Below are 20,709 nucleotides of genomic sequence, written 5' to 3' on the forward strand. Positions count from 1 at the left end.
CCTTTTTCGGAAAGGGATTTTCACATATAAAGAACGGAAAGAATCGCGGCAATGAGACACCAGGCGGAACAGATGATTTGAATGACGGTTAATGCGCTGTTTCGCGCCCGGAAATAATCATCACTGTCTCTCTTGATACCGCTTAAAACCGGTTTATCCGTGATCCGGTCAAATAAAAGCGACGCGGCATAGCGGCTGACGATCGCAAATAAAATAAGGACTGCCGGCTTCACTAAGAGCGGAAGAACGAGAATAAGAGCCGTAAAAGCCGCGGTTAAAAGGTAAAGCTGCCGGAGATACCCGCCGTTTCGGATCAGCACTTTAAAGAACAATTCTTTCCACGCCGTATACGCCGACCGTTTTGTAAAGATGTGCTTTGAGCCGGGATATAAAAACGGCTTGCTCCGCCCTTTATTTTTACCATTCGGGAGCTGCACATCATGGCTGAGCATCAAAACAGAGGCCGCGAATGAAAGCTTGCGCCTGTTCTCCTCAAGCACTTCTTCCTCAAAGGCTGATAATGTCTCCGTCCCTTTCCAAGTCAAAAGAGCGGAACAGATGAACAATATACAGCCCGCCGGCCAAAGCCAATACCATTCGGCGGCAAAGACGATCATAAAAAACGCACCCGCCATCAGAACCATCACTTTCAGCCAGCCCGCCGCCTGATTCCCGAATGTCCGCCTGCTGTTTTTTCTGTGCCGGTGCACCGCTAATATTGCAGTATGGAAACCGAACAGACAGCAAAACATACCTGAATATGCCGGTAAGGTACAGTCACCGTATTGGAGCCATAAGGGAAATAACACTACGGCAAGCGCACCCCATTTGATAAGGGAAAGGAACATCGAATACAAAAGCGCGTACCGTTTCAGCTTTTGCATCAGATGTTTTGCATGCACCAAAAATACGTGATCCGCTTCCAGCAAAAAGGTATGAATAAAACCCGTGCACAACAGCAGGGCACTGAATACATACAGCCAGCCCCATCCTAATACTCCTGCCGCTCCATTAAGAAGCCCCCTGCCGTTCAGCCAATCAGCATATTGATAAACGGCAAATGCGGCAGCGGGAAGAACGATATACAGCGCGACCGTCCAATCAATGACCGTCTGGAACACCTTCCATTGATACCGCCAATAATGAAACAGCCTTTGAAAAAACAAAGCCCGCCCGGTCATCGCTGACTGCTCCGAACCGCTGAATAAAAGCAATCCAGCAGTGAACGGCTCCCCGTTTTTTCCTGAAGCTCCTCTAACGTGCCTTGAAGAAGCAGAGCGCCCTGATCCAGCAAATAAAACCGGTCGCAGATTTTTTCCGCCGTATCCAGAACATGAGTGCACATCAAAATCCCCGCGCCCCTTTCTTTCTCAGCAATCAGCATGTCGGTAAACAGCTTCGTTGAGATCGGATCAAGTCCGATAAAAGGCTCATCAATGATGTAAATATCCGGCTTCGCCAAAAATGCCTGTATGAGCATCAATTTTTGCTGCATCCCTTTTGAAAAGCCGGAAGGCAAATCATGTTTTACAGACGTCAGCGAAAACTCTTCAAGCAGCCGCCCTGCCCGCTCACGGCATTCTTCCCCTTCTATACCCCGCAATGACCCGGTCAGCTCGAGGTGCTCCCAAAGCGTCAGTTCATCGTAAAAACTCGGACGCTCCGGTATGTAAGCATAAGAGGAATCATTCCACTCAATATCGCCTTCTATATCCCGGGACAGCCCGAGAACCGCCTTTATCACTGTACTTTTCCCCGCGCCGTTCGCTCCGATTAAACCGGCAATTTCACCAGCGTTGACTGTCAGAGATACATCAGAAATCACCTTCGGCCTGTCAGCATAACCGGCGCAGACAATGTTTGCATTCAATAATTCTCCCAAACTTCTCACTCCCCCGTTTTCATACGGACATGTATAAAAAAAGTTTCAGTTTCCATAATAATAAAAGCGGACCGGACATAGTAATGCACCAAGGCGGCACCCATTTGGAAAAAATTATCTGCGCTTATTCCTAGATTCATGTCGTCCATATCGTGTATAATGGAGGCAGTTAAAAGAGAAAAAACAGAATGTCATCCTTTGTTGCTTATTCGTACGAAGTTTTAGAGTCGAAAGTTGTGGTATATCAAGTCCATCCGATCTTATGATAGGGAGTGGTTTTTTGAAACCTTCAACAAATCGTATGCTGACTCGGATTAAATCAGTTTACATGTTCATCCAGGAAAAAGGCCTTGTGACAACACAGGAACTGGTTGATGAATTCGGCATTACACCTAGAACCATTCAGCGAGACTTAAATGTGTTAGCATACAATGATCTTGTTCATAGTCCTAGCCGAGGCAAGTGGGAGACAACACGAAAAAAAGTGAAAATTACATCTTAAGCGAACAATTACATAAGGCCCTTTTCGGCCTGACATGCTGCAAGGCAAAGCAGCGTCTTTGCCTTGTTTTTTGTTCCTCTATATAAAAAGCCCAAAACAAATCTGTTTTGGGCTTTTCTGATATTGATTACACTTCAGCGCCTCTCAGCGTTTCGAGCTCCTCTTCAGTCAGCTCGCGGAATTCTCCCGGTTTAAGATCCGGGTCAAGAGAAACAGCCCCCATCGAAAGCCGCTTCAAATAAGCCACTTCATTTCCGACAGCCTTTGCCATCAGCTTCACCTGATGATATTTGCCTTCTGTAATGGTCAAGTGAATCACCGTTTCATCCGGACTTTCTGTAATGATTTCAACGGCTGCCGGCTTCGTCTTATAGCCTCCTTCAATGACGACGCCTCTTTCCAGATGAACGATGTCTTCCGGTGACAGAGGTGAAGTTAACCGGACCTCATATGTTTTAGGCACATGCTTTTTCGGAGAAAGCAGGCGATGAGCGAGCTGCCCGTCATTGGTCAGAAGCAAAAAGCCTTCCGTATCCTTATCAAGACGTCCCGCCGGAAACGGTTCAAATCGCTGTTCTTCAGGCGTCAGCAGATCAACCACCGTTTGCTGGCGGCTGTCTTCGGTAGCGGACAGCACTCCTTGCGGCTTATTCATCATGACATAAATAAATTCACGATAATCTGCCGGCTCTCCGTATACCGTGATGTCCTGTTTTTCCGGATCGACATGGGTTTTCACATCTTTCGCCGGCTCCCCGTCAATCATGACAGCCCCAGCCTTGACGATTTTTTTCACATCTTTTCTTGAGCCGAATCCGCTGTTGGCGAGCAGCTTATCAAGTCTCATCCTGATCCTCTCCTTTAAAAAGAAAAGCCCGCGATAAGCGGACTATTCATTATTCTTAATGGGCGGAATGCCTGCCTCTTCTCAAAACGCGGGGCAGACGGTTTCCAAACATTTTCTGTAAAAATCCGATTCGGTACGCGGCAAACATGTACACCGCACCGCCGACAGCGGCGCAGACAAAGACGACAATCGCCGCATGCACCTGGCCGCTTTGGTATGTTACAAAGAAGCTGAGCAGCCATTGAGTCAGCTTGACCGCGACTCCCATCACGACGGACAGGACTGCGATTAAAATGACCCGTTTTATAAGTACCGTATACGAATAGCCCGCATGGCGCTTAATCATGATAAAACCGTACAGAAGAGAAGCGATATAACCGAGCGCCGTTGCCAGGATGGCCCCGTCTCCCTGAAACAGCTTGATCAGCGGCACGTTCAGCACCACTTTTATAATGACGCCGATGAAAAGGCTCACGACAGCAAATTTCTGTTTATTAATCCCTTGCAGGATCGCGGCGTTTACGGTAAACAGAGAAAACAGAATCGCGACAGGCGCGTACCAGAACAATATATCCTGTCCGATATCCGGGCGAAGACTTTCAGAGCCGTAGAAGAACGTATAGGCCGGACCCGATAACACGGACATCCCGACAACGGCGGGAATAACCAAAAACAGAATGATTTGCATCGTCTGGTTAATCTGCTGGTTCAAAAGCTTATAATTCCTGCTCGTAAACGATTCAGTAATCGTCGGAATCAGCGTCAGACCGAAAGCGGTCGCCAGAGAAACCGGGATCATGACAAGCTTCGGCACATAAAGGGTGACAATCGCAAGCATGTCCTGGCTGATATCCTTATGGCCCGCCGCAATCATCGCTTTATTAAACGTATTCGTATCGATATATGAATACAAAGGAATCGCCAGTCCGACAAATACGTAAGGAGCGGCATAACTGAAAAGCTCAATGAACATTTTTTTATAACTTAAGTTCGCAGACGGGACGAGATTCGGCTTCATCGCCAGGAGATCGCCCTTCCGCTTATTCCAGTAAATATAAAGGACGACAAGCCCTCCGAATGATCCGATCAGCGCCGCGAAAGTCGCGTATCCGACTGCGATGACAAGGCCGCCGTTGATCACTCTTAAAATCAAATACGTTGCGCCCAATAAAAAGATGATCCGGGCAAGCTGCTCCACAACCTGTGAAACGGCTGTCGGCCCCATCATCTGGTGACCTTGGAAAAAACCGCGCACAAGACTCATAATCGGCACGACCAAAAGTGCCAGACTGACCATCCGGATGACATAAACGACGTGGTCAATCGTAAGTCCGTTGTTACTCGTGCCGCCGAGAGATGTTTCCGCAAAAAACGGCGCCGAAATATAAAGAATTGAAAAAGCGATCATCCCGGTTACGAGCATAACCGACATTCCCGCTCTCAGCATCCGCCTGCTCGTCTCATAGTCTCCCTTGGAATTATATTTCGAGACAAATTTTGAAACCGCGGCGGGAAATCCCATCGTGGCAATGTTTAAAAACAGTGTATATTGATTATATCCGTATTGAAACAAAGCTCCGCCCGTCGCTCCGACCATCGCTCCGAACGGGATCAGATAAATCATCCCTAAAATCCGCGATATATAGGTGCCGAGCGTCAGCACGAACGTGCCCCTTAACAATTTGCTTGACATGTTTCCTCATCACCATTTTCTACGAAGATTCAACTTTTCTATTTTAACACAACTGGGCAATTAGACGGTAATAATTACAGCGGGAAACTTTTTGGGAAAACCCTTTAAAAAAACAAAATACGTTTAAGGATTCCCTTTCTTTCGCTATAATAGCAGAAAGCGGACATTTCCGCCTATTATACGTGAAAAAGAAAGTTGTTGATGAAATATGAAACATTATGACGTGATTGTGATCGGCGGCGGTCCGTCCGGTTTAATGGCTGCGATTGCCGCAGGCGAAGAAGGGGCGGACGTATTATTAATCGATAAAGGAAACAAGCTGGGACGGAAGCTGGCGATTTCCGGCGGCGGGCGCTGCAACGTGACCAACCGCCTCCCCGTTGAAGAAATCATCAAACACATCCCCGGCAACGGCCGCTTTTTATACAGCGCGTTTTCCGAATTTAATAATGAAGATATCATCGCCTTTTTTGAAAAACTCGGCATTCAGCTGAAAGAAGAAGACCACGGGCGCATGTTCCCGGTGACGGACAAAGCGCAAAGCGTTGTCGATGCGCTTTTGAACCGATTAAAACAACTGAATGTCACCATCCGCACAAATGAAAAAATCAAAGAAGTGCGGTACGAGAACGGCAGGACAGCAGGCATTACGACAAACAATGACGAACACATTAACGCAGACGCCGTCATTATCGCGGTCGGCGGAAAATCAGTCCCGCATACCGGCAGCACCGGAGACGGCTATGCATGGGCGGAAGCGGCTGGTCATACCGTGACCGAACTCTTTCCGACGGAAGTGCCGGTTACGTCGTCAGAACCGTTTATTAAACAAAAAACACTTCAGGGGCTGTCTCTTAGAAACGCGGCCGTCAGCGTCCTGAATAAAAAAGGAAAACCAATCGTCACACACGTGATGGACATGCTGTTTACCCATTTCGGCTTGTCAGGCCCCGCCATTCTCCGCTGCAGCCAGTTTGTCGTCAAAGAACTGAAAAAGCAGCCAGAGGTCAAACTCCGCATCGATCTGTTTCCCGGCATCAACGAGGAAGAGTTATTTCAAAAGATGCACAAGGAACTGAAAGACGCACCGAAAAAAGCGCTCAAAAACGCGCTGAAGCCGTGGATGCAGGAACGGTACCTGCTTTTTCTTCTGGAACGGAACGGTCTTGATCCGCAGACAAGCTTTACGGAACTGCCGAAGGATCAATTCAGGGCTTTTGTCAAAGACTGCAAACAATTTACGGTTGCCGCTGACGGAACGCTTTCTTTGGACAAAGCGTTTGTCACAGGCGGAGGTGTTTCCGTAAAAGAGATTGAGCCGAAACAAATGGCGTCTAAAAAAATGGAAGGCTTATATTTTTGCGGAGAAATACTCGACATTCACGGCTATACCGGGGGCTACAATATCACTTCAGCCTTTGTCACGGGTCGTCTCGCCGGTTTGAATGCAGGACGTTTCTCACGCTCGCTCTAAATGGTTTAAAGCGCATTTACCTGAGCGTCCCCGTTGATAATTGACCAAAAACATGATAGAGTTTTCTGCGTTTTGTTTCACCTGATTGAGGGAATAGGAAGAAAGGAATGATCTGTAATCGTACGACCACACTAAAACAAAATGGCGTATTGAAAAAAATAGTCAGAGGGTGAGAACGTTTGAAGAAGAACATCTCCAGTGTTTTTTGGATTGTGATTGTCATCACAGCAGCTGCGGTTTTATGGGGGGCCATTTCTCCTGACAGCCTGCAGCAAGTCACTGATACGGCACAAAAATTTATTACGGATTCTTTCGGCTGGTATTATCTGCTGGTCGTTTCTATATTTGTCGGTTTCTGTCTCTTTCTCATTGTGAGTCCGATCGGCACAATAAAACTCGGAAAACCCGGGGAAAAACCGGAATTCGGCTTATTATCATGGTTTGCCATGCTTTTCAGCGCAGGCATGGGAATCGGTTTGGTATTTTACGGGGCTGCGGAACCGATCAGCCATTACGCCATCAGCTCTCCCTCAGGTGAAACAGAAACGCCCCAAGCATTTCGTGATGCGCTCCGGTACACATTTTTCCACTGGGGGCTGCACGCTTGGGCCATCTATGCGGTCGTCGCTTTATGTATCGCATATTTTCAATTCAGAAAAGACGCGCCCGGTTTGATCAGCAGCACACTGACACCGCTTTTGGGCGATAAAGTAAACGGGCCGATCGGCAAAGCGATTGACTGTATCGCGGTGTTTGCGACCGTTGTCGGTGTGGCGACAAGCTTAGGGCTCGGAGCGACTCAGATCAACGGCGGTCTGCATTATTTATTCGGCATTCCGAAAACATTTTCCATTCAGCTGATCCTGATCGCTGTCGTGACCGTGTTATTTTTGATTTCTGCGTGGAGCGGAATCGGCAAAGGGATTAAATACTTAAGCAATACCAACATGGCGCTCGCGGGTATTTTAATGATCTTTATGCTCATTGCAGGCCCGACGGTGCTGATTATGAACTCATTTACCGATTCTATCGGCCAATACATCCAAAATATCGTGCAGATGAGCTTTCGCTTGTCTCCGAATGATCCCCAAAAACGCGAATGGATTAACAGCTGGACCATTTTCTATTGGGCCTGGTGGATATCCTGGTCGCCGTTTGTCGGCATTTTTATCGCCCGTGTATCAAGGGGCCGGACGATCCGGGAATTTTTAATCGGGGTGTTGGTGACACCTTGTATATTGGCTTTCTTATGGTTTGCGATCTTCGGTGTATCCGCGATGGATCTTCAGCAGAAAGGCGTATTCAATGTCGCGGGAATGTCAACGGATACGATGCTGTTCGGCGCACTCAGCCACTATCCGCTGACAATGGTGACATCCGTATTAACGCTTGTTCTGATCGCTGTATTCTTTATTACATCAGCGGATTCAGCGACATTTGTGCTTGGAATGCAAACGTCTTACGGCTCATTAGACCCTTCAAACCGGGTGAAAATCATCTGGGGCATCATCCAGTCCGCCGTGGCAGCGGTATTATTATATTCCGGCGGTCTGGCCGCACTGCAAAACACGGCCATTCTCGCCGCGGTTCCGTTTTCAGTCGTGATCCTTCTGATGATCGTGTCTCTGTACAAGTCATTAGCGAGCGAGAGAAAAGGAATCAAACAAGCGGAGAAATACCAAAAACCGAGAAGCCCCCGCGTCAAAAAAGCATAATGCACAAAGAAGCCCGGCATTTCGTCCGGGCTTTTTTATTTTCGGTATAAAATGAGAGCGGAAAAACAATAAAGCTGCTCACCTTCAGGATCACAGGCCGCCGCTACCGTATATTTAATATCAACGAGCTGTTCATCAGAAATCCCCTTTAAAAATGTATTGACTTCAGTCTGCAGATCCTTTTCATGCTCCTCATCAAAAACAGCTATCTTCAGCACATCACCCTCTCCTTTCTCTATCAATTTATTCCGATTCAATTGAAATATGATAGAGAAAAACAGATTTTCTTTTTTACTGTTTTTTTACTAAAAGCAACCAAAAATAGTTGTTGAAAACGCTTACTCACGTATGATAATATCATTTTAACAATAACCAGGTCATTTCTGTTTAGTAAATATTTAGTAAAAAGGAGATGCAAAATGGTCCGTCTCAAAGATATTGCCTTACAGGCATCTGTATCCAGCGCGACAGTATCGAGAATTTTGAATAAGGATGACTCTTTGGCCGTGACTGATGAAACAAGAGAAAAAGTTCTGAGAATCGCTGATGAGCTGGGCTATCAGCCGTCGGCAAAAAAACGGAAGAACCGCAGCCGCAGCGATTCAGCGCCCCTGATCGGCGTTGTCAGCTGTCTGTCACCGGAAGAAGAACGGCAGGATCCTTATTTTTCGGCGATCCGAAAAGGCATTGAGGAAGAATGCTTTCGGCAAAAAGTTTTTATCACATCTTCTATCCATCTCGGTTCTTTTCAAGAGCATATGTTTCACGAACTGGACGGCGTGATCGTCATCGGCAGCCTGCAAGACGAGGCGCTTACGAATATCAGCGCCGCTTTCAGGCACGCGGTATTTGTTAACGGCACACCCGATCCCGCCCGCTACGATTCCGTCAGCGTGGATTTTTATGCCGCAGCGCAGAAAGCGATAGAACATCTTCTGTCGCTCGGTTATCAGCGGCTAGGTTATATCGGCGGCCGGGAGCGGGAGCATACCGTCATAGACGGCGTAAACAGCAATAAAACGATTGAGGATAAGCGTCTGACCGCTTTCTTACAAATGGCCGGCGCCGAGCCGGAGCATGTACTGATCGGCGAATACAGCATGCACGAAGGGTTCCGGCTGATGAATGAAGCCATCAAAGGCGGAAGTCTCCCCGATGCCTTTTTTATCGCAAGTGATTCGATGGCTGTCGGCGCTTTAAAAGCCTTGCAGGAAGCCGGCCTTCAAGTCCCGCGCGATACGGCGGTTGTCAGCTTCAACGGAATTGATGAGGCAGAATACGCCAGCACGCCGTTATCAACGGTAAAAGTATACACGGAAGAGATGGGCCGGACGGGTGTCAAATTGCTTCTCGACCGTTTAAACGGCAGAACCGTCCCGCTGGCCGTGACGCTCCCCACTTCATTGATTGTCAGACAAAGCTGCGGCTCACAAGAAAGGAGGTGACGTGTCCCGCAGCGTTTATATCATATTTAAAGGAGGAAAAGATGAAACGCTTACTGGCTTTGTTTCTTTCTTTTACTTGCATGATACTTCCCGGCTGCTCGGCAGAACAGAGCGGCGCCGGAGAAAAGCAGAAAACATTGACAGTCTATTCCACAATATCCTCAGACAGCGAACGCGCCGTATTCAGAAAGTTGGCTGATTCATTCCAAAAAGAACATCCGGACATTCAAGTAAACGTTCATTTCCCAGGCAATGACTACGAAAATATGATGAGGGTCAGAATGGCGGCCGGTGACATGCCCGATCTTTTCGACACACACGGCTGGGCCAAAATCCGCTACGGAGAATATACCGCCGACCTCAGCGGGATGTCTTGGACGAAGCGGCTCGATCCGAATTTAAACAGCATGCTCAAAGACGCCAAAGGCAGAATATACGCCTTCCCTCTGAATCAGGCAAAGGACGGACTGGCCTACAACCGCACGTTGTTGGAAAAATACGGAATCAAACCGCCGGAAACAATGGATGATTTTATGAAGGCACTGAGACAGATTAAAGAAAAAAGCGGCGGAACAGTCACCCCCTTCTGGTTTGCCGGCTATGAGAAAAGCTCATTTGCCCAATATTACGATCAATTCGCCGCACCGCTTCTCATCACAGATCCCGCACACCGTTACAAAAAACAGCTGTTAAACGGAACCTTCCGCTGGACACACTTCACCTATTTATCTGACAAACTGAAAGAGATGCAAAAGGAAAACCTGCTCAATATAGATGCCGTGACGGCAAAACGATCCCAGCTTATTGAACTGATGGCGCAAAACAAAATCGCCTTTACGCTGCAGGGCGGCACCCTCGGCCAAGACGTCGCTCAAATCAATCCGAAGGTAAAAGTCGGCATCATACCGACCCCGGCCGTCCACAAGGGAGACGCGCCGGTTTGGATCGGAGGCGAACGTTACACGCTGGCGGCATTCAAGGATTCCCCGCGGCTTGAAGAAGCGAAACAGTTTATCGCATTTATGGCCCGACCCGAGCATGCAAAATCAATTGCCGAAGCGACCTCGCTTCCGGCCGGATTAGTGAATGTGCAAACGGACATTTTCTACGCAAATGACTATAAGCGCTATCAGCATATTAAGGTGCAGCCTTATTTTGACCGCCTTTATTTGCCGAACGGAATGTGGGATGTGATGGGAACAGCCGGGCAGGAGCTGATGGCCGATATCTTAACCCCCGCTGAAATTTCAGCGAAACTCGGCAGGGAATATAAGCGGCTCCGGCTTCAATCTGATTCACGGGGAGCTGAAAAAGAATGAGTGATCTTGCAAGAGAAACCCAAGGATTTCAACATCAAAAGCCGGTAAAACCCGCGTCACTGTGGTGGATGTACGTTCCCGCTCTTGCCACGGTTTTTATTTTCATGATTTTTCCGTTTGTCAAAGGCGCTTTTATCACATTTACAAACTGGAACGGCTTCTCACAGACGTATCAATGGGTGGGGGCCACTCAATATAAAAGGCTTTTTACAGATCCGGACACGTGGCTTGTTGTGAAAAACACTTTGCTTTACGGCATCGGAAGCACTTTTTTTCAGAATATGCTCGGACTTTTATATGCGCTGCTTTTGAATCAGAGCTTAAAAATGAAGGCGCTCACAAGAACGATCGTCTACTTGCCCGTCATTATCAGTCCGCTGATTATGGGATATATTTGGTATTTTATTTTCTCATATGACGGGGGTGCGCTGAATGATGTACTTGGCGCACTGGGAATCGGTCCTGTCAACGCCTTGGCAAGCCCTGCGGCAAACCCGTGGATTATCGTCATGATTAACACGTATCAATACGCAGGCATTGCGATGATTGTATATTTGGCGGGGCTGCAAAGCATTCCGAAAGATTATTACGAAGCCGCAAAAATGGATGGCGCGGGAGGTCTTCAGCCGTTTTTCACCATCACCCTGCCTTTATTGATGCCGGCTGTCACCATCAACATGGTCATCAATATCATCGGCGGGCTGAAGCTGTTTGATGTCATTTTCGCGCTGACCGCAGGCGGGCCGGGCAATTCCTCTCAATCGATGTCGACGTTTATGTATGATTTATATTTTAAACGGCAGGATGCGGGATATGCCGCCGCCCAAGGAGTATTTATGTCCGTCATTATTCTTGTCATCAGCTTTTCGGCTCTCGTGTATTTCAAGCGAAAGGAGACGGAAATGTCATGAAAACAGCCCGAATGCGGATTTTTACGCTGTTGGCAGCCGTTATCTCGTGCGTTCATATTGTCCCCTTTTATATTTTGCTGACCACGTCATTAAAAGCAAAAGGAGACTACAGTTCAAAATGGTCGCTGCCATCCGTCTTTTCATTTCAGAATTTTCGTGAAGCATGGGAACGTGCCTCTCTCGGGCAATCCTTTCTGAACACGATCATCATTACAGCCGTTTCCGCCGCTTTGTTAATTTTCATGGGTTCGCTTGCCGCATACCCGCTCGCAAGAAGAAATACAAAGCTGAACAAAATCGTCTTCGGCCTTTTGATTTCAATCATGATCATCCCGCCTTTGACTTCCATGGTTCCTTTATACAAGATGGTCGCTGATGCGGGGCTGATCAATACGCATGCCGCAGCCATTCTCATTAATACGGCTGCATATATGCCGCTGACCGTTTTCTTATATTCAGGGTTTATCCGCTCTTCCATTCCGAAAGAGCTTGAGGAAGCCGCCAGGATGGACGGCGCGGGATTGATCAGGACTTTTTATACAATCGTGTTTCCTTTGTTGAAACCGATTACCGCAACGGTCTGCATTATTTCCTGCGTGTTTATCTGGAACGATTACCAATTTGCGATTTTCTTTTTACAAGATCAACAGGTGCAGACATTGACCGTGGCCATGGCGGGATTCTTCGGCGAAAACGCGAACAATCTTCACTTAGTCGCCGCAGCCGCGATTATGGCGATGCTGCCGATGGTCGTATTGTTTTTGGCGCTTCAAAAATATTTTATCTCAGGGCTGTCCTCCGGGGCGGTCAAAGGCTGAGAAGAAAAGGGAGGAATTTCTGTTGAAGAAAATTACGTTTATCGGAGCGGGAAGCACGATTTTCGCAAAAAATGTACTGGGGGACTGCTTACTGACTGAAGCATTAAACGGGTTTGAATTCGCGCTTTATGATATTGACGCTGTACGGCTGAAAGAATCCCAGCTCATGCTGGAAAACATGAGAGACCGCTACAATACGAGTATATCCATCATCTCCTACGATGACCGAAAACAGGCGCTGAAACACGCCGGCTATGTGATAAACGCCATTCAGGTCGGAGGCTATAAACCCGCGACGGTTATTGACTTTGACATCCCGAAGCGGTACGGTCTCCGCCAGACGATTGCCGATACCGTCGGAATAGGCGGCATTTTCCGTTCCCTTCGCACCATCCCCGTTTTATTTGACATCGCAAAAGACATGGAAGAGGTCTGCCCGGATGCGTGGCTGTTAAACTATACAAATCCGATGGCCTCTCTGACCGGAGCGATGCTCAGACATACAAATGTAAAAACGGTCGGCCTGTGCCACAGCGTCCAGGTATGTACCAAAGATCTGTTTGACTCACTCGGCATGGATCACGAAGGTACGGAAGAACGCATTGCCGGCATCAACCATATGGCTTGGCTTTTGGAGATTAAAAAGGACGGAATTGATTTATATCCGGAAATTAAAAGACGGGCACGCGAAAAACAAAAGACGAAACATAAGGACATGGTGCGGTTTGAGCTGATGGATAAATTCGGCTGCTACGTAACGGAATCATCTGAGCATAATGCCGAATATCACCCGTATTTTATAAAAAGCCGGTATCCGGAGCTGATAGATGAACTCCAAATTCCGCTTGATGAATATCCGAGGAGATGCGCGGAACAAATCAACAATTGGGAAACGATGAGAGACGGCATCATCAACAACCAAAACCTGACGCATGAACGCTCAAAAGAATACGGTTCGAGAATTATAGAAGCGATGGAGACGGGCCGTCCGTTCACATTCGGCGGCAATGTGCTGAATACCGGACTGATACCGAATCTGCCCGCGAAAGCGGTCGTTGAAGTGCCTTGCACAGCCGTCAAAAACCACATTATGCCGTGCTATTCCGGCGAACTTCCGGAGCAGCTCGCGGCGCTCAACAGAACAAACATTAACACACAGCTTTTAACCATCGAAGCGGCCGTTACATTAAAAAAGGAAGCCGTATATCAGGCGGCCATGCTTGACCCGCATACGAGCGCCGAGCTTTCCATGAATGACATCATATCTTTGTGCGATGACTTATTTGAAGCGCACAAAGACCGGCTCCCGGCTTATCACTGATCATTCGCGATCCGGCCCTGGGCGGGCCGGACGCTTTTATATGTTCAGCACCAGTTTGACCGTCTGTAAGGTGTGTCCCCTAAAGTCTTCTTCAAATTCACATACCCATTGAAACCCTTTCGCTTGATAAAAGGACAAGGCGATGCGGTTCTCTTTTTCTGCATGGACATAAAGCTTTTTTACCCCGCCGGACTGCCTGATGCATTCTTTAAGGAGTGCCGTTCCTATCCCGCTTCCCTGGCAATCCGGGTCAATATAGATGGCGGTCAGCTCCGCATTTCCGTCTTTTTGAACCGGAGTGACATTTGCAAAACCGAGCACTCGCCCCTCTTCTTCTGCCACAAAGAACAGAGAATGCAAGAGCCGGCGTTCCATCATCTCATCCTGATAGGCGGATTCGAGAAACTGATCCTGAATGTGTCTGGGAATAATCCCTTCATACGTATGATGCCAGCTGCGTTCTGCGACTTGCCGGACCTGTTTGATATCGTTTGTTTTCATCGCGCGGATCATCGGTTTCACCTGATTCGCCTCCCGTTTTTTATAAAAAAAGAAGAAAAAGACGCACGTCCCTTTTCTTCTTCCACTTCAAAGCGTTATTTCTTCGGCTTTGTTTCGCCTTCCCACTCCAGCATGCCGCCTTCAACATTAACCGTACGGAAGCCCTGCTCATGTAAATACATACAAACGTTCATGCTTCTTTTTCCGGAACGGCAGATAAATACATACTCCTTGTCCTTGTCTAACGCATCCATCTTCTCAGGGATGTCCCCCATGCGGATGTGAACGGCCTGCGGAATCATTCCTTCGGCAACTTCTTCGTCTTCTCTGACATCAATCAGATACAGCTCTTCTCCCGCTTTTAATTTTTCTTCCAGTACGGCTGTGCTGATTTCATTTATTTTCAATGTGTGACACTCCCATTCATCTTTATGGTGTTAAGTATACCAAAGCCCGCGGTGCAATTTCTATGATAGAGGCCTGATAAAAAAGCCCCTCTCTGTAGGAGAGGGGCTTCGCCCGGTCAGTTTGCCACGATATTGACAAGCTTGCCCGGTACGGCAATGATTTTTCGGATCGTTTTTCCTTCAAGCTGCTCTTTTACTTTTTCGTCAGCTTGTGCGAGCTGTTCTAATGCTGCTTTATCAGCATCAGCCGGAACCGTTAATTTCGCTTTTACTTTTCCGTTCAGCTGGACGACGATTTCCACTTCATCATCCACCAGTTTTGATTCGTCATAAGCAGGCCAAGCCTCGTATGCAATCGAACCTTCGTGGCCGAGTTTTTCCCACAGTTCTTCCGCCAAATGCGGCGCAATAGGAGAAAGCAGCTTCACAAAACCTTCGATATATTCTCTCGGCAGTTCATTCGCTTTGTAAGCTTCATTAATGAAGACCATCAGCTGAGAAATGCCCGTGTTAAAACGAAGGGCTTCGAAGTTTTCTGTCACTTTCATGACCGTTTCATGATAGACGCGCTCAAGAGTTTCGCCCGCGCCTTCTGTCACTTTGCCAGTCAGCTCGCCGTTTTCCTCGATAAACAAACGCCATACGCGGTCAAGGAAGCGGCGCGCTCCGTCAAGACCTGATTCAGACCAGGCGATAGATGCGTCAAGCGGCCCCATAAACATTTCGTACAGGCGGAGCGTATCTGCTCCGTGAGACGCCACAATTTCATCCGGATTGACGACGTTTCCGCGGGATTTACTCATTTTTTCATTGTTTTCCCCGAGAATCATTCCTTGGTTATACAGCTTTTGGAACGGTTCTTTCGTCGGCACGACACCGATATCGTAGAGGAATTTATGCCAGAAACGCGCGTACAGAAGGTGAAGCACGGCATGCTCCGCTCCTCCGATGTAAATATCAACGGGCAGCCATTTATCCAGTTTCTCAGGTGAAGCGAGCTGATCCGGATTTTTCGGGTCGATAAAGCGGAGGAAATACCAGCAGCTTCCCGCCCATTGCGGCATCGTGTTCGTTTCTCTTCTGCCTTTTTTGCCCGTTTCAGGATCAGTGACTTCCACCCACTCTTTAATGTTGGCAAGCGGTGATTCACCTGTTCCGCTCGGTTTGATCTCATCGGTTTTCGGCAGAATCAGCGGCAGCTCTTCCGCAGGAACGGCTGTTGACGTGCCGTCTTCCCAATGAATAACCGGAATCGGCTCGCCCCAATAGCGCTGGCGGCTGAACAGCCAATCACGCAGGCGGTATGTCACTTTTTTCTCACCGTTTTTCGTTTCTTCAAGCCAGGCGATCATTTTTTCAATCGCTTCCGCTTTATTCAGTCCGTTCAGAAAGCCGGAATTGACATGCTCTCCGTCTCCCGTGTACGCTTCTTCTTCCGTGTTTCCGCCTTTTACGACTTCTTTGACAGGCAGGCTGAACACTTTGGCGAATTCAAAATCACGTTCATCATGCGCCGGCACGGCCATTACAGCGCCCGTTCCGTAAGAGGCGAGGACATAATCCGCTATCCAGATCGGCAGCTTTTCTCCGTTTGCAGGGTTTACGGCATATGCGCCCGTGAAGACGCCCGTTTTTGTTTTCGCAAGATCCGTCCGTTCCAGGTCACTTTTCGCCTGAACTTCTTTAACATAAGCGTCTACCGCTTCTTTTTGTTCAGGCGTCGTGATGGCCTCCACAAGCTCATGCTCAGGAGCCAGTACGGCATAAGCCGCGCCGAACAGCGTGTCCGGTCTTGTCGTAAACACCGTAAACGTGTCATCAGTGCCGTCGATCGCGAAATGCACGTTTGCGCCTTCTGAGCGTCCGATCCAGTTGCGCTGCATGTCTTTAATGCTTTCCGGCCAGTCAAGTTCTTCTAAATCTTCAAGGAGCCTGTCCGCATAAGCGGTGATTTTCAGCATCCATTGTCTCATCGGGCGGCGTTCAACCGGATGGCCGCCCCGCTCGCTTTTGCCGTCAATGACTTCTTCGTTCGCAAGCACCGTTCCGAGCGCCGGGCACCAGTTGACCGGCACTTCGTCTACGTAAGCGAGCCCTTTTTCGTACAGCTTAGTGAAGATCCATTGCGTCCACTTGTAATAGTCCGGATCAGTCGTATTGATTTCACGATCCCAGTCATAAGAAAATCCGAGCGATTGAATCTGGCGGCGGAAATTATCTATATTTTGTTTTGTGAACTCAGCCGGATCATTCCCCGTGTCAAGCGCGTATTGCTCGGCAGGAAGCCCGAACGCGTCCCATCCCATCGGATGAAGCACATTGTATCCTTGCATGCGTCTCATGCGCGAAAGGATATCGGTTGCCGTATAGCCTTCCGGATGTCCGACATGAAGGCCGGCTCCTGAAGGATACGGGAACATGTCAAGCGCGTAAAACTTCGGCTTGTCATTCTCTTCACTGACGGCGAACGTTTTATGATCCAACCAGTAATTCTGCCATTTCTTTTCTATTTTTTCGTGCTGAAAACTCAACGTAAAAACCTCCTTCTGATTGAATACGGCGTATGTAGTCCAAGTATTGACGGGATGAGGAAGACTATATTCAGATTATTCTAAAACTAAAAAAACTCCCTCATCCCAAAAAGGGACGAGAGATTTTTGTTTCCCGCGGTACCACCCTCGTTAGCGCGCTTTTAAGCCGCACTCACTTGATACTTTTAACGCAGTTATGCGTCAGCGGTTTTGCCGCTGCAACTCTGAGGCGAGTTCGGAAACAGACTTGATTGACTTGCACCGGCCGTCAACTCTCTGATTGCAAAATCTGCTTCTTACTGCTCCTCTTCACTGTTCTTATCGCTACCGTAATCTTACCTGTATTTTATAGAATTCTGTTCATAAGTGCAAGCAGGTTTGTATACAATGGGAATGTACCCGGAACGGGTCGTGAGCGGGGATATTATTTTGATGGAGGATTTTTTTGCTGGTGTGGTTTTGCTTCGGCCGAATCACTGTTTTGTTCTCTGACAAAATCAAAGCTCCTGAGAACAGCTTCTCCGCCGTAGCCTGCGATTATGGATAAGATGACGAGTTGAATTCCTGAATCGGGGTCAGCGGATAAGACAAGTAAGATGGAAGCAGCCATTCCGATAAAACCATCTTCCAAAAAACCGAGATAGATAAACCGCTTTGTCATTCTGGGTTTCTCCAGCCTGCCTCTCTTTTTCACATGACCGAGAACCCCCATGATTCCTCCAATTACACAAGCAATTATTACCTGATGCAGCATCTTCATCACCTTCCTAAAGCCCTTATTTAGTAAAGCGACTTCAGGCCATCCAGCCCCCTTACGAATACGATGATTTTCGATATCTACATACCGGCGATTGAGCAGGAAAGTAAAAAGCTTGTTTCTTCCATTATATGTGAACACATGATCGGTAAGCTTGATGCATTAGATTCATTTTTCACCCAGTGACAATGACCTAGTCACTTACTTAGCGATGATGTGCCTTCCCCTTATATATTCAGTGTATATGAGGACAAGCCCGAATGACAAATTGCAAACTTCGGCTGCTTGAATCAGAACATATGTTATGCTACGGTTACTGTAGATTCATTTAAAAAGGGGAGAAACAATGGCTGAAAAAGCGCGCAGCTTTACGGCCAAAAGGGGGTTTTACATGGCTGACTCAAATGTATTCGGAAAACCGGAGCAGCTGGAGCTTATCAAAAAGGCGCTTGATCACGCACGTATCGGCGTGGTGATTACAGACCCCTCTCTTGAGGACAATCCCATCATATATACAAATCAGGGATTTATGGATATGACAGGCTACTCTTCCGAAGAGATATTAGGTAAGAACTGCAGATTTCTGCAAAGCAAAGAAACCGACCGACAACAAGTCGCGAAAATAAGAAAGAGCTTAAACCAGAAAGAAAAGATCACGGTGCGGCTGAAAAATGTCAAAAAAGACGGCACCCCATTTTGGAATGAACTCAACATTGATCCTCTGTATGTTGAAGACAAGCTCTATTTTGTCGGTTTTCAAAAAGACATCACAGAGCAGAAAGAATACGAAAAGCTCCTTGAGGATTCCCTCGCAGAAATCACGACACTGTCAACGCCGATTGTTCCGATCCGAAACGGCATCTCCGCTTTGCCGTTAGTGGGAAACTTAACGGAAGAACGATTTGATTCAATCGTGACAACTTTGACGGACATATTAACCGCATCTAAAGATGATTACTTAATTATAGACTTATCAGGTCTGGCCGAGGTAAACGAACAGACCGCAGACCGGATTTTCAAATTGCACCACCTGCTTAAATTAATCGGCACGGAATTGATTATCACCGGGATCAAGCCTTCCCTCGCCATGAGAATGAATCAGCTTGATGCCAGCTTTTCTTCATTAAAGACATATTTAAACGTTAAGGACGCGGTCAACGTGCTTCCGGTCGTATAAACAAAAAAATCCCGCCGAAACAGCGGGATTTTTTTATGTCGTCATCGCACTTGGACGTTTTGTTTATTAACGGTTTTCAAGCGTTTGTCGTACAGCACCGTCGCTGCGATGCTGACAACAAGAAGCACCATCAGGATCAACAGCAGCACGCTCATGCCGTACTGATCAACCAGCACGCCGCCAAGAAGCGGCCCGATCATTCTGCCGCCCGTCGCCGCACTGTTGACGAATCCTTGGTAAAACCCTTCTTTCCCCTTAGGCGCAAGCTGATTGGCAATGGTAGGCACGGCAGGCCAGACAAGCATTTCTCCGACGGTTAAAATCACCATTGCGGTGAGGTACATCGGAAATTGCTTGGCGCTGAGAAGCACGCCGAACGAGACGATAAAAATACAAAAGCCGATGACCATCTGCGTTTTTAACGCACCGGACCATTTTTTCAAAACAACTCCTATGAGAGGCTGTCCGGCGACAATTAATATTCCGTTTACGGTCCAGAGCACACTGTATAATGAAAGCGGCATACCGATGCTTTGAGTATGTGACGCAACGGTTGTGGACCACTGAGAATAGGCAATCCACCCGAGAACATACCCGCCGCTCAATATGAGAAGCGCCGTAAATTTCGTTCTGCTGCTGACAGGCTCGTAGTCCAGGACAGAAACCTGGCTCGCATTTCCGGTTTTGATATTTCGAAACCCGAAAAATACGATAAGGAAAAACAGCACATACAGCATAGCATTGGCTAAAAACACGTACGTAAACGAGTACGCCGCAACCATCCCGCCGAGTGCCGAGCCCACGGCGACACCTGCGTTCTGAGCTACATAAATCGCATTAAAAGCTCTCCGCCCGCCTTCTTTCCATACCGCTCCCGCCATGGCGTAACTGGCCGGAAACACGATACCGGAACCGAAGCCGACAATGATGAGCAGCCAAATATAAACGGGCCATTGGTGAAACAGAACGAGTCCGAGAAGACTTGCCAATGTGATCATAATGCCGAGCATAATGGATTTGAATCCGCCGATTTTATCAAACAAAAATCCGCCGCATAAATTCCCCGCCACACTGGCACCGGAATTCAGCATCAGAACAATCCCCGCAACAGTCAGCGATTTCCCTAAATGATTATGAATATAGATCGTATTCAGCGGCCACAAAAAAGATGCGCCCGTCACATTGATAAACATTCCGATGATTAATATCTTCAAAGCGCGCGGCATACCGATCCCCCTCTCTCTATAAAAAACCCCATGAAAAAACGGAAACCGCAAGCCGCGGCTCCGTATCGAACACGTTATCATAGCACATTCATTCTATCGCCGCGGACGTCTTTTTTCAACATCAGAATCTGAAAAAAATAATGCCGGAATGTTGAAAAAATTACAAATGATTGGATTCACAAA

The 20,709-nt window shown here is 47.7% G+C and carries 19 protein-coding genes and 1 other annotated feature; of the genes, 9 read left to right on the forward strand and 10 right to left on the reverse strand.

The annotated features are described in order from the left end of the window. Positions 1-20: 20 nt before the first annotated feature. Together J6600_RS13895 and J6600_RS13900 are read right to left on the reverse strand one after the other, a co-directional pair. Entirely contained in the window at positions 21-1,181 is a 1,161-nt protein-coding gene (locus tag J6600_RS13895; protein ID WP_209387515.1) for an ABC transporter permease, read from the reverse strand. Next, complete coding sequence (locus J6600_RS13900) at positions 1,178-1,882, reverse strand: ABC transporter ATP-binding protein (RefSeq protein WP_109567136.1); 705 nt, start codon at positions 1,880-1,882, stop codon at positions 1,178-1,180. The genes J6600_RS13895 and J6600_RS13900 overlap by 4 nt, the downstream gene beginning before the upstream one ends. A gap of 280 nt (positions 1,883-2,162) precedes the next feature. Between J6600_RS13900 and J6600_RS13905 the strand changes: the two genes are divergently transcribed. Next, positions 2,163-2,384 (forward strand): DeoR family transcriptional regulator, encoded by a 222-nt coding sequence (locus tag J6600_RS13905; RefSeq protein ID WP_003152337.1) that lies wholly within the window; start codon positions 2,163-2,165, stop codon positions 2,382-2,384. A 127-nt stretch (positions 2,385-2,511) separates the two neighbouring features. On the opposite strand, the gene J6600_RS13910 is transcribed toward J6600_RS13905, so the two are convergent. Together J6600_RS13910 and J6600_RS13915 are read right to left on the reverse strand one after the other, a co-directional pair. Further along, on the reverse strand, positions 2,512-3,231 hold the full coding sequence (locus J6600_RS13910; protein ID WP_007408795.1) for a pseudouridine synthase: 720 nt from the start codon (positions 3,229-3,231) through the stop codon (positions 2,512-2,514). Positions 3,232-3,286: 55 nt separating this feature from the next. After that, complete coding sequence (locus J6600_RS13915; RefSeq protein WP_003152313.1) at positions 3,287-4,924, reverse strand: putative polysaccharide biosynthesis protein; 1,638 nt, start codon at positions 4,922-4,924, stop codon at positions 3,287-3,289. A gap of 208 nt (positions 4,925-5,132) precedes the next feature. Between J6600_RS13915 and J6600_RS13920 the strand changes: the two genes are divergently transcribed. Next, positions 5,133-6,398 (forward strand): BaiN/RdsA family NAD(P)/FAD-dependent oxidoreductase, encoded by a 1,266-nt coding sequence (locus tag J6600_RS13920; protein WP_007408798.1) that lies wholly within the window; start codon positions 5,133-5,135, stop codon positions 6,396-6,398. A 179-nt stretch (positions 6,399-6,577) separates the two neighbouring features. After that, positions 6,578-8,113 (forward strand): glycine betaine transporter OpuD, encoded by a 1,536-nt coding sequence (gene opuD, locus J6600_RS13925; RefSeq protein WP_014418673.1) that lies wholly within the window; start codon positions 6,578-6,580, stop codon positions 8,111-8,113. Between the two features lie 35 nt (positions 8,114-8,148). Here opuD and J6600_RS13930 read toward each other — a convergent pair whose 3' ends face one another. Continuing rightward, the gene (locus tag J6600_RS13930; protein WP_003152309.1) at positions 8,149-8,331 is read right to left on the reverse strand and encodes a sporulation protein Cse60; all 183 of its coding nucleotides are present in this window, start codon (positions 8,329-8,331) and stop codon (positions 8,149-8,151) included. A 201-nt stretch (positions 8,332-8,532) separates the two neighbouring features. Between J6600_RS13930 and J6600_RS13935 the strand changes: the two genes are divergently transcribed. From J6600_RS13935 to melA, 5 genes are read left to right on the forward strand one after another with little or no spacing between them, the layout of a single operon-like run. Then, positions 8,533-9,558 (forward strand): LacI family DNA-binding transcriptional regulator, encoded by a 1,026-nt coding sequence (locus J6600_RS13935; RefSeq protein WP_038459551.1) that lies wholly within the window; start codon positions 8,533-8,535, stop codon positions 9,556-9,558. Between the two features lie 41 nt (positions 9,559-9,599). Next, on the forward strand, positions 9,600-10,877 hold the full coding sequence (locus J6600_RS13940; RefSeq protein WP_007408801.1) for an ABC transporter substrate-binding protein: 1,278 nt from the start codon (positions 9,600-9,602) through the stop codon (positions 10,875-10,877). Next, positions 10,874-11,788 carry a carbohydrate ABC transporter permease gene (locus J6600_RS13945; RefSeq protein ID WP_095272666.1) on the forward strand — a complete coding sequence of 305 codons (915 nt, stop codon included), beginning with the start codon at positions 10,874-10,876 and terminating at the stop codon, positions 11,786-11,788. Before J6600_RS13940 ends, J6600_RS13945 begins: the two co-directional genes overlap by 4 nt. Next, on the forward strand, positions 11,785-12,606 hold the full coding sequence (locus J6600_RS13950; protein WP_014418676.1) for a carbohydrate ABC transporter permease: 822 nt from the start codon (positions 11,785-11,787) through the stop codon (positions 12,604-12,606). The genes J6600_RS13945 and J6600_RS13950 overlap by 4 nt, the downstream gene beginning before the upstream one ends. A gap of 22 nt (positions 12,607-12,628) precedes the next feature. After that, a complete protein-coding gene (gene melA / locus J6600_RS13955; protein ID WP_021494482.1) occupies positions 12,629-13,927 on the forward strand; it encodes an alpha-galactosidase MelA in 1,299 nt (432 codons plus the stop codon). Between the two features lie 36 nt (positions 13,928-13,963). Here melA and J6600_RS13960 read toward each other — a convergent pair whose 3' ends face one another. The 4 genes from J6600_RS13960 to J6600_RS13975 all read right to left on the reverse strand — a co-directional run bounded on the left by J6600_RS13960 (position 13,964) and on the right by J6600_RS13975 (position 18,126). After that, complete coding sequence (locus J6600_RS13960; protein ID WP_014418678.1) at positions 13,964-14,440, reverse strand: GNAT family N-acetyltransferase; 477 nt, start codon at positions 14,438-14,440, stop codon at positions 13,964-13,966. 83 nt (positions 14,441-14,523) lie between these two features. Next, positions 14,524-14,835: a rhodanese-like domain-containing protein gene (locus tag J6600_RS13965; protein ID WP_021494484.1), complete on the reverse strand. Its 312-nt coding sequence runs from the start codon at positions 14,833-14,835 to the stop codon at positions 14,524-14,526. Positions 14,836-14,951: 116 nt separating this feature from the next. Continuing rightward, complete coding sequence (leuS, locus tag J6600_RS13970; protein ID WP_209387516.1) at positions 14,952-17,366, reverse strand: leucine--tRNA ligase; 2,415 nt, start codon at positions 17,364-17,366, stop codon at positions 14,952-14,954. Between the two features lie 108 nt (positions 17,367-17,474). Next, positions 17,475-17,688 (reverse strand) — a binding site (T-box leader). A gap of 102 nt (positions 17,689-17,790) precedes the next feature. Then, positions 17,791-18,126, reverse strand: a complete 336-nt coding sequence (locus tag J6600_RS13975; protein ID WP_015418038.1) for a DUF4257 domain-containing protein — start codon at positions 18,124-18,126, stop codon at positions 17,791-17,793. Positions 18,127-18,514: 388 nt separating this feature from the next. Between J6600_RS13975 and ytvA the strand changes: the two genes are divergently transcribed. Then, positions 18,515-19,300, forward strand: coding sequence for a YtvA family blue-light photoreceptor (gene ytvA, locus J6600_RS13980; protein ID WP_025649747.1), 786 nt, complete (start codon positions 18,515-18,517; stop codon positions 19,298-19,300). A gap of 41 nt (positions 19,301-19,341) precedes the next feature. Here ytvA and J6600_RS13985 read toward each other — a convergent pair whose 3' ends face one another. Beyond that, the gene (locus tag J6600_RS13985) at positions 19,342-20,526 is read right to left on the reverse strand and encodes an MDR family MFS transporter (protein WP_022553639.1); all 1,185 of its coding nucleotides are present in this window, start codon (positions 20,524-20,526) and stop codon (positions 19,342-19,344) included. Positions 20,527-20,709 lie beyond the last annotated feature (183 nt).

The sequence above is a fragment of the Bacillus sp. LJBV19 genome, from assembly GCF_017797845.1.
In the GTDB taxonomy this organism is placed as follows: Bacteria; Bacillota; Bacilli; order Bacillales; family Bacillaceae; genus Bacillus; species Bacillus velezensis.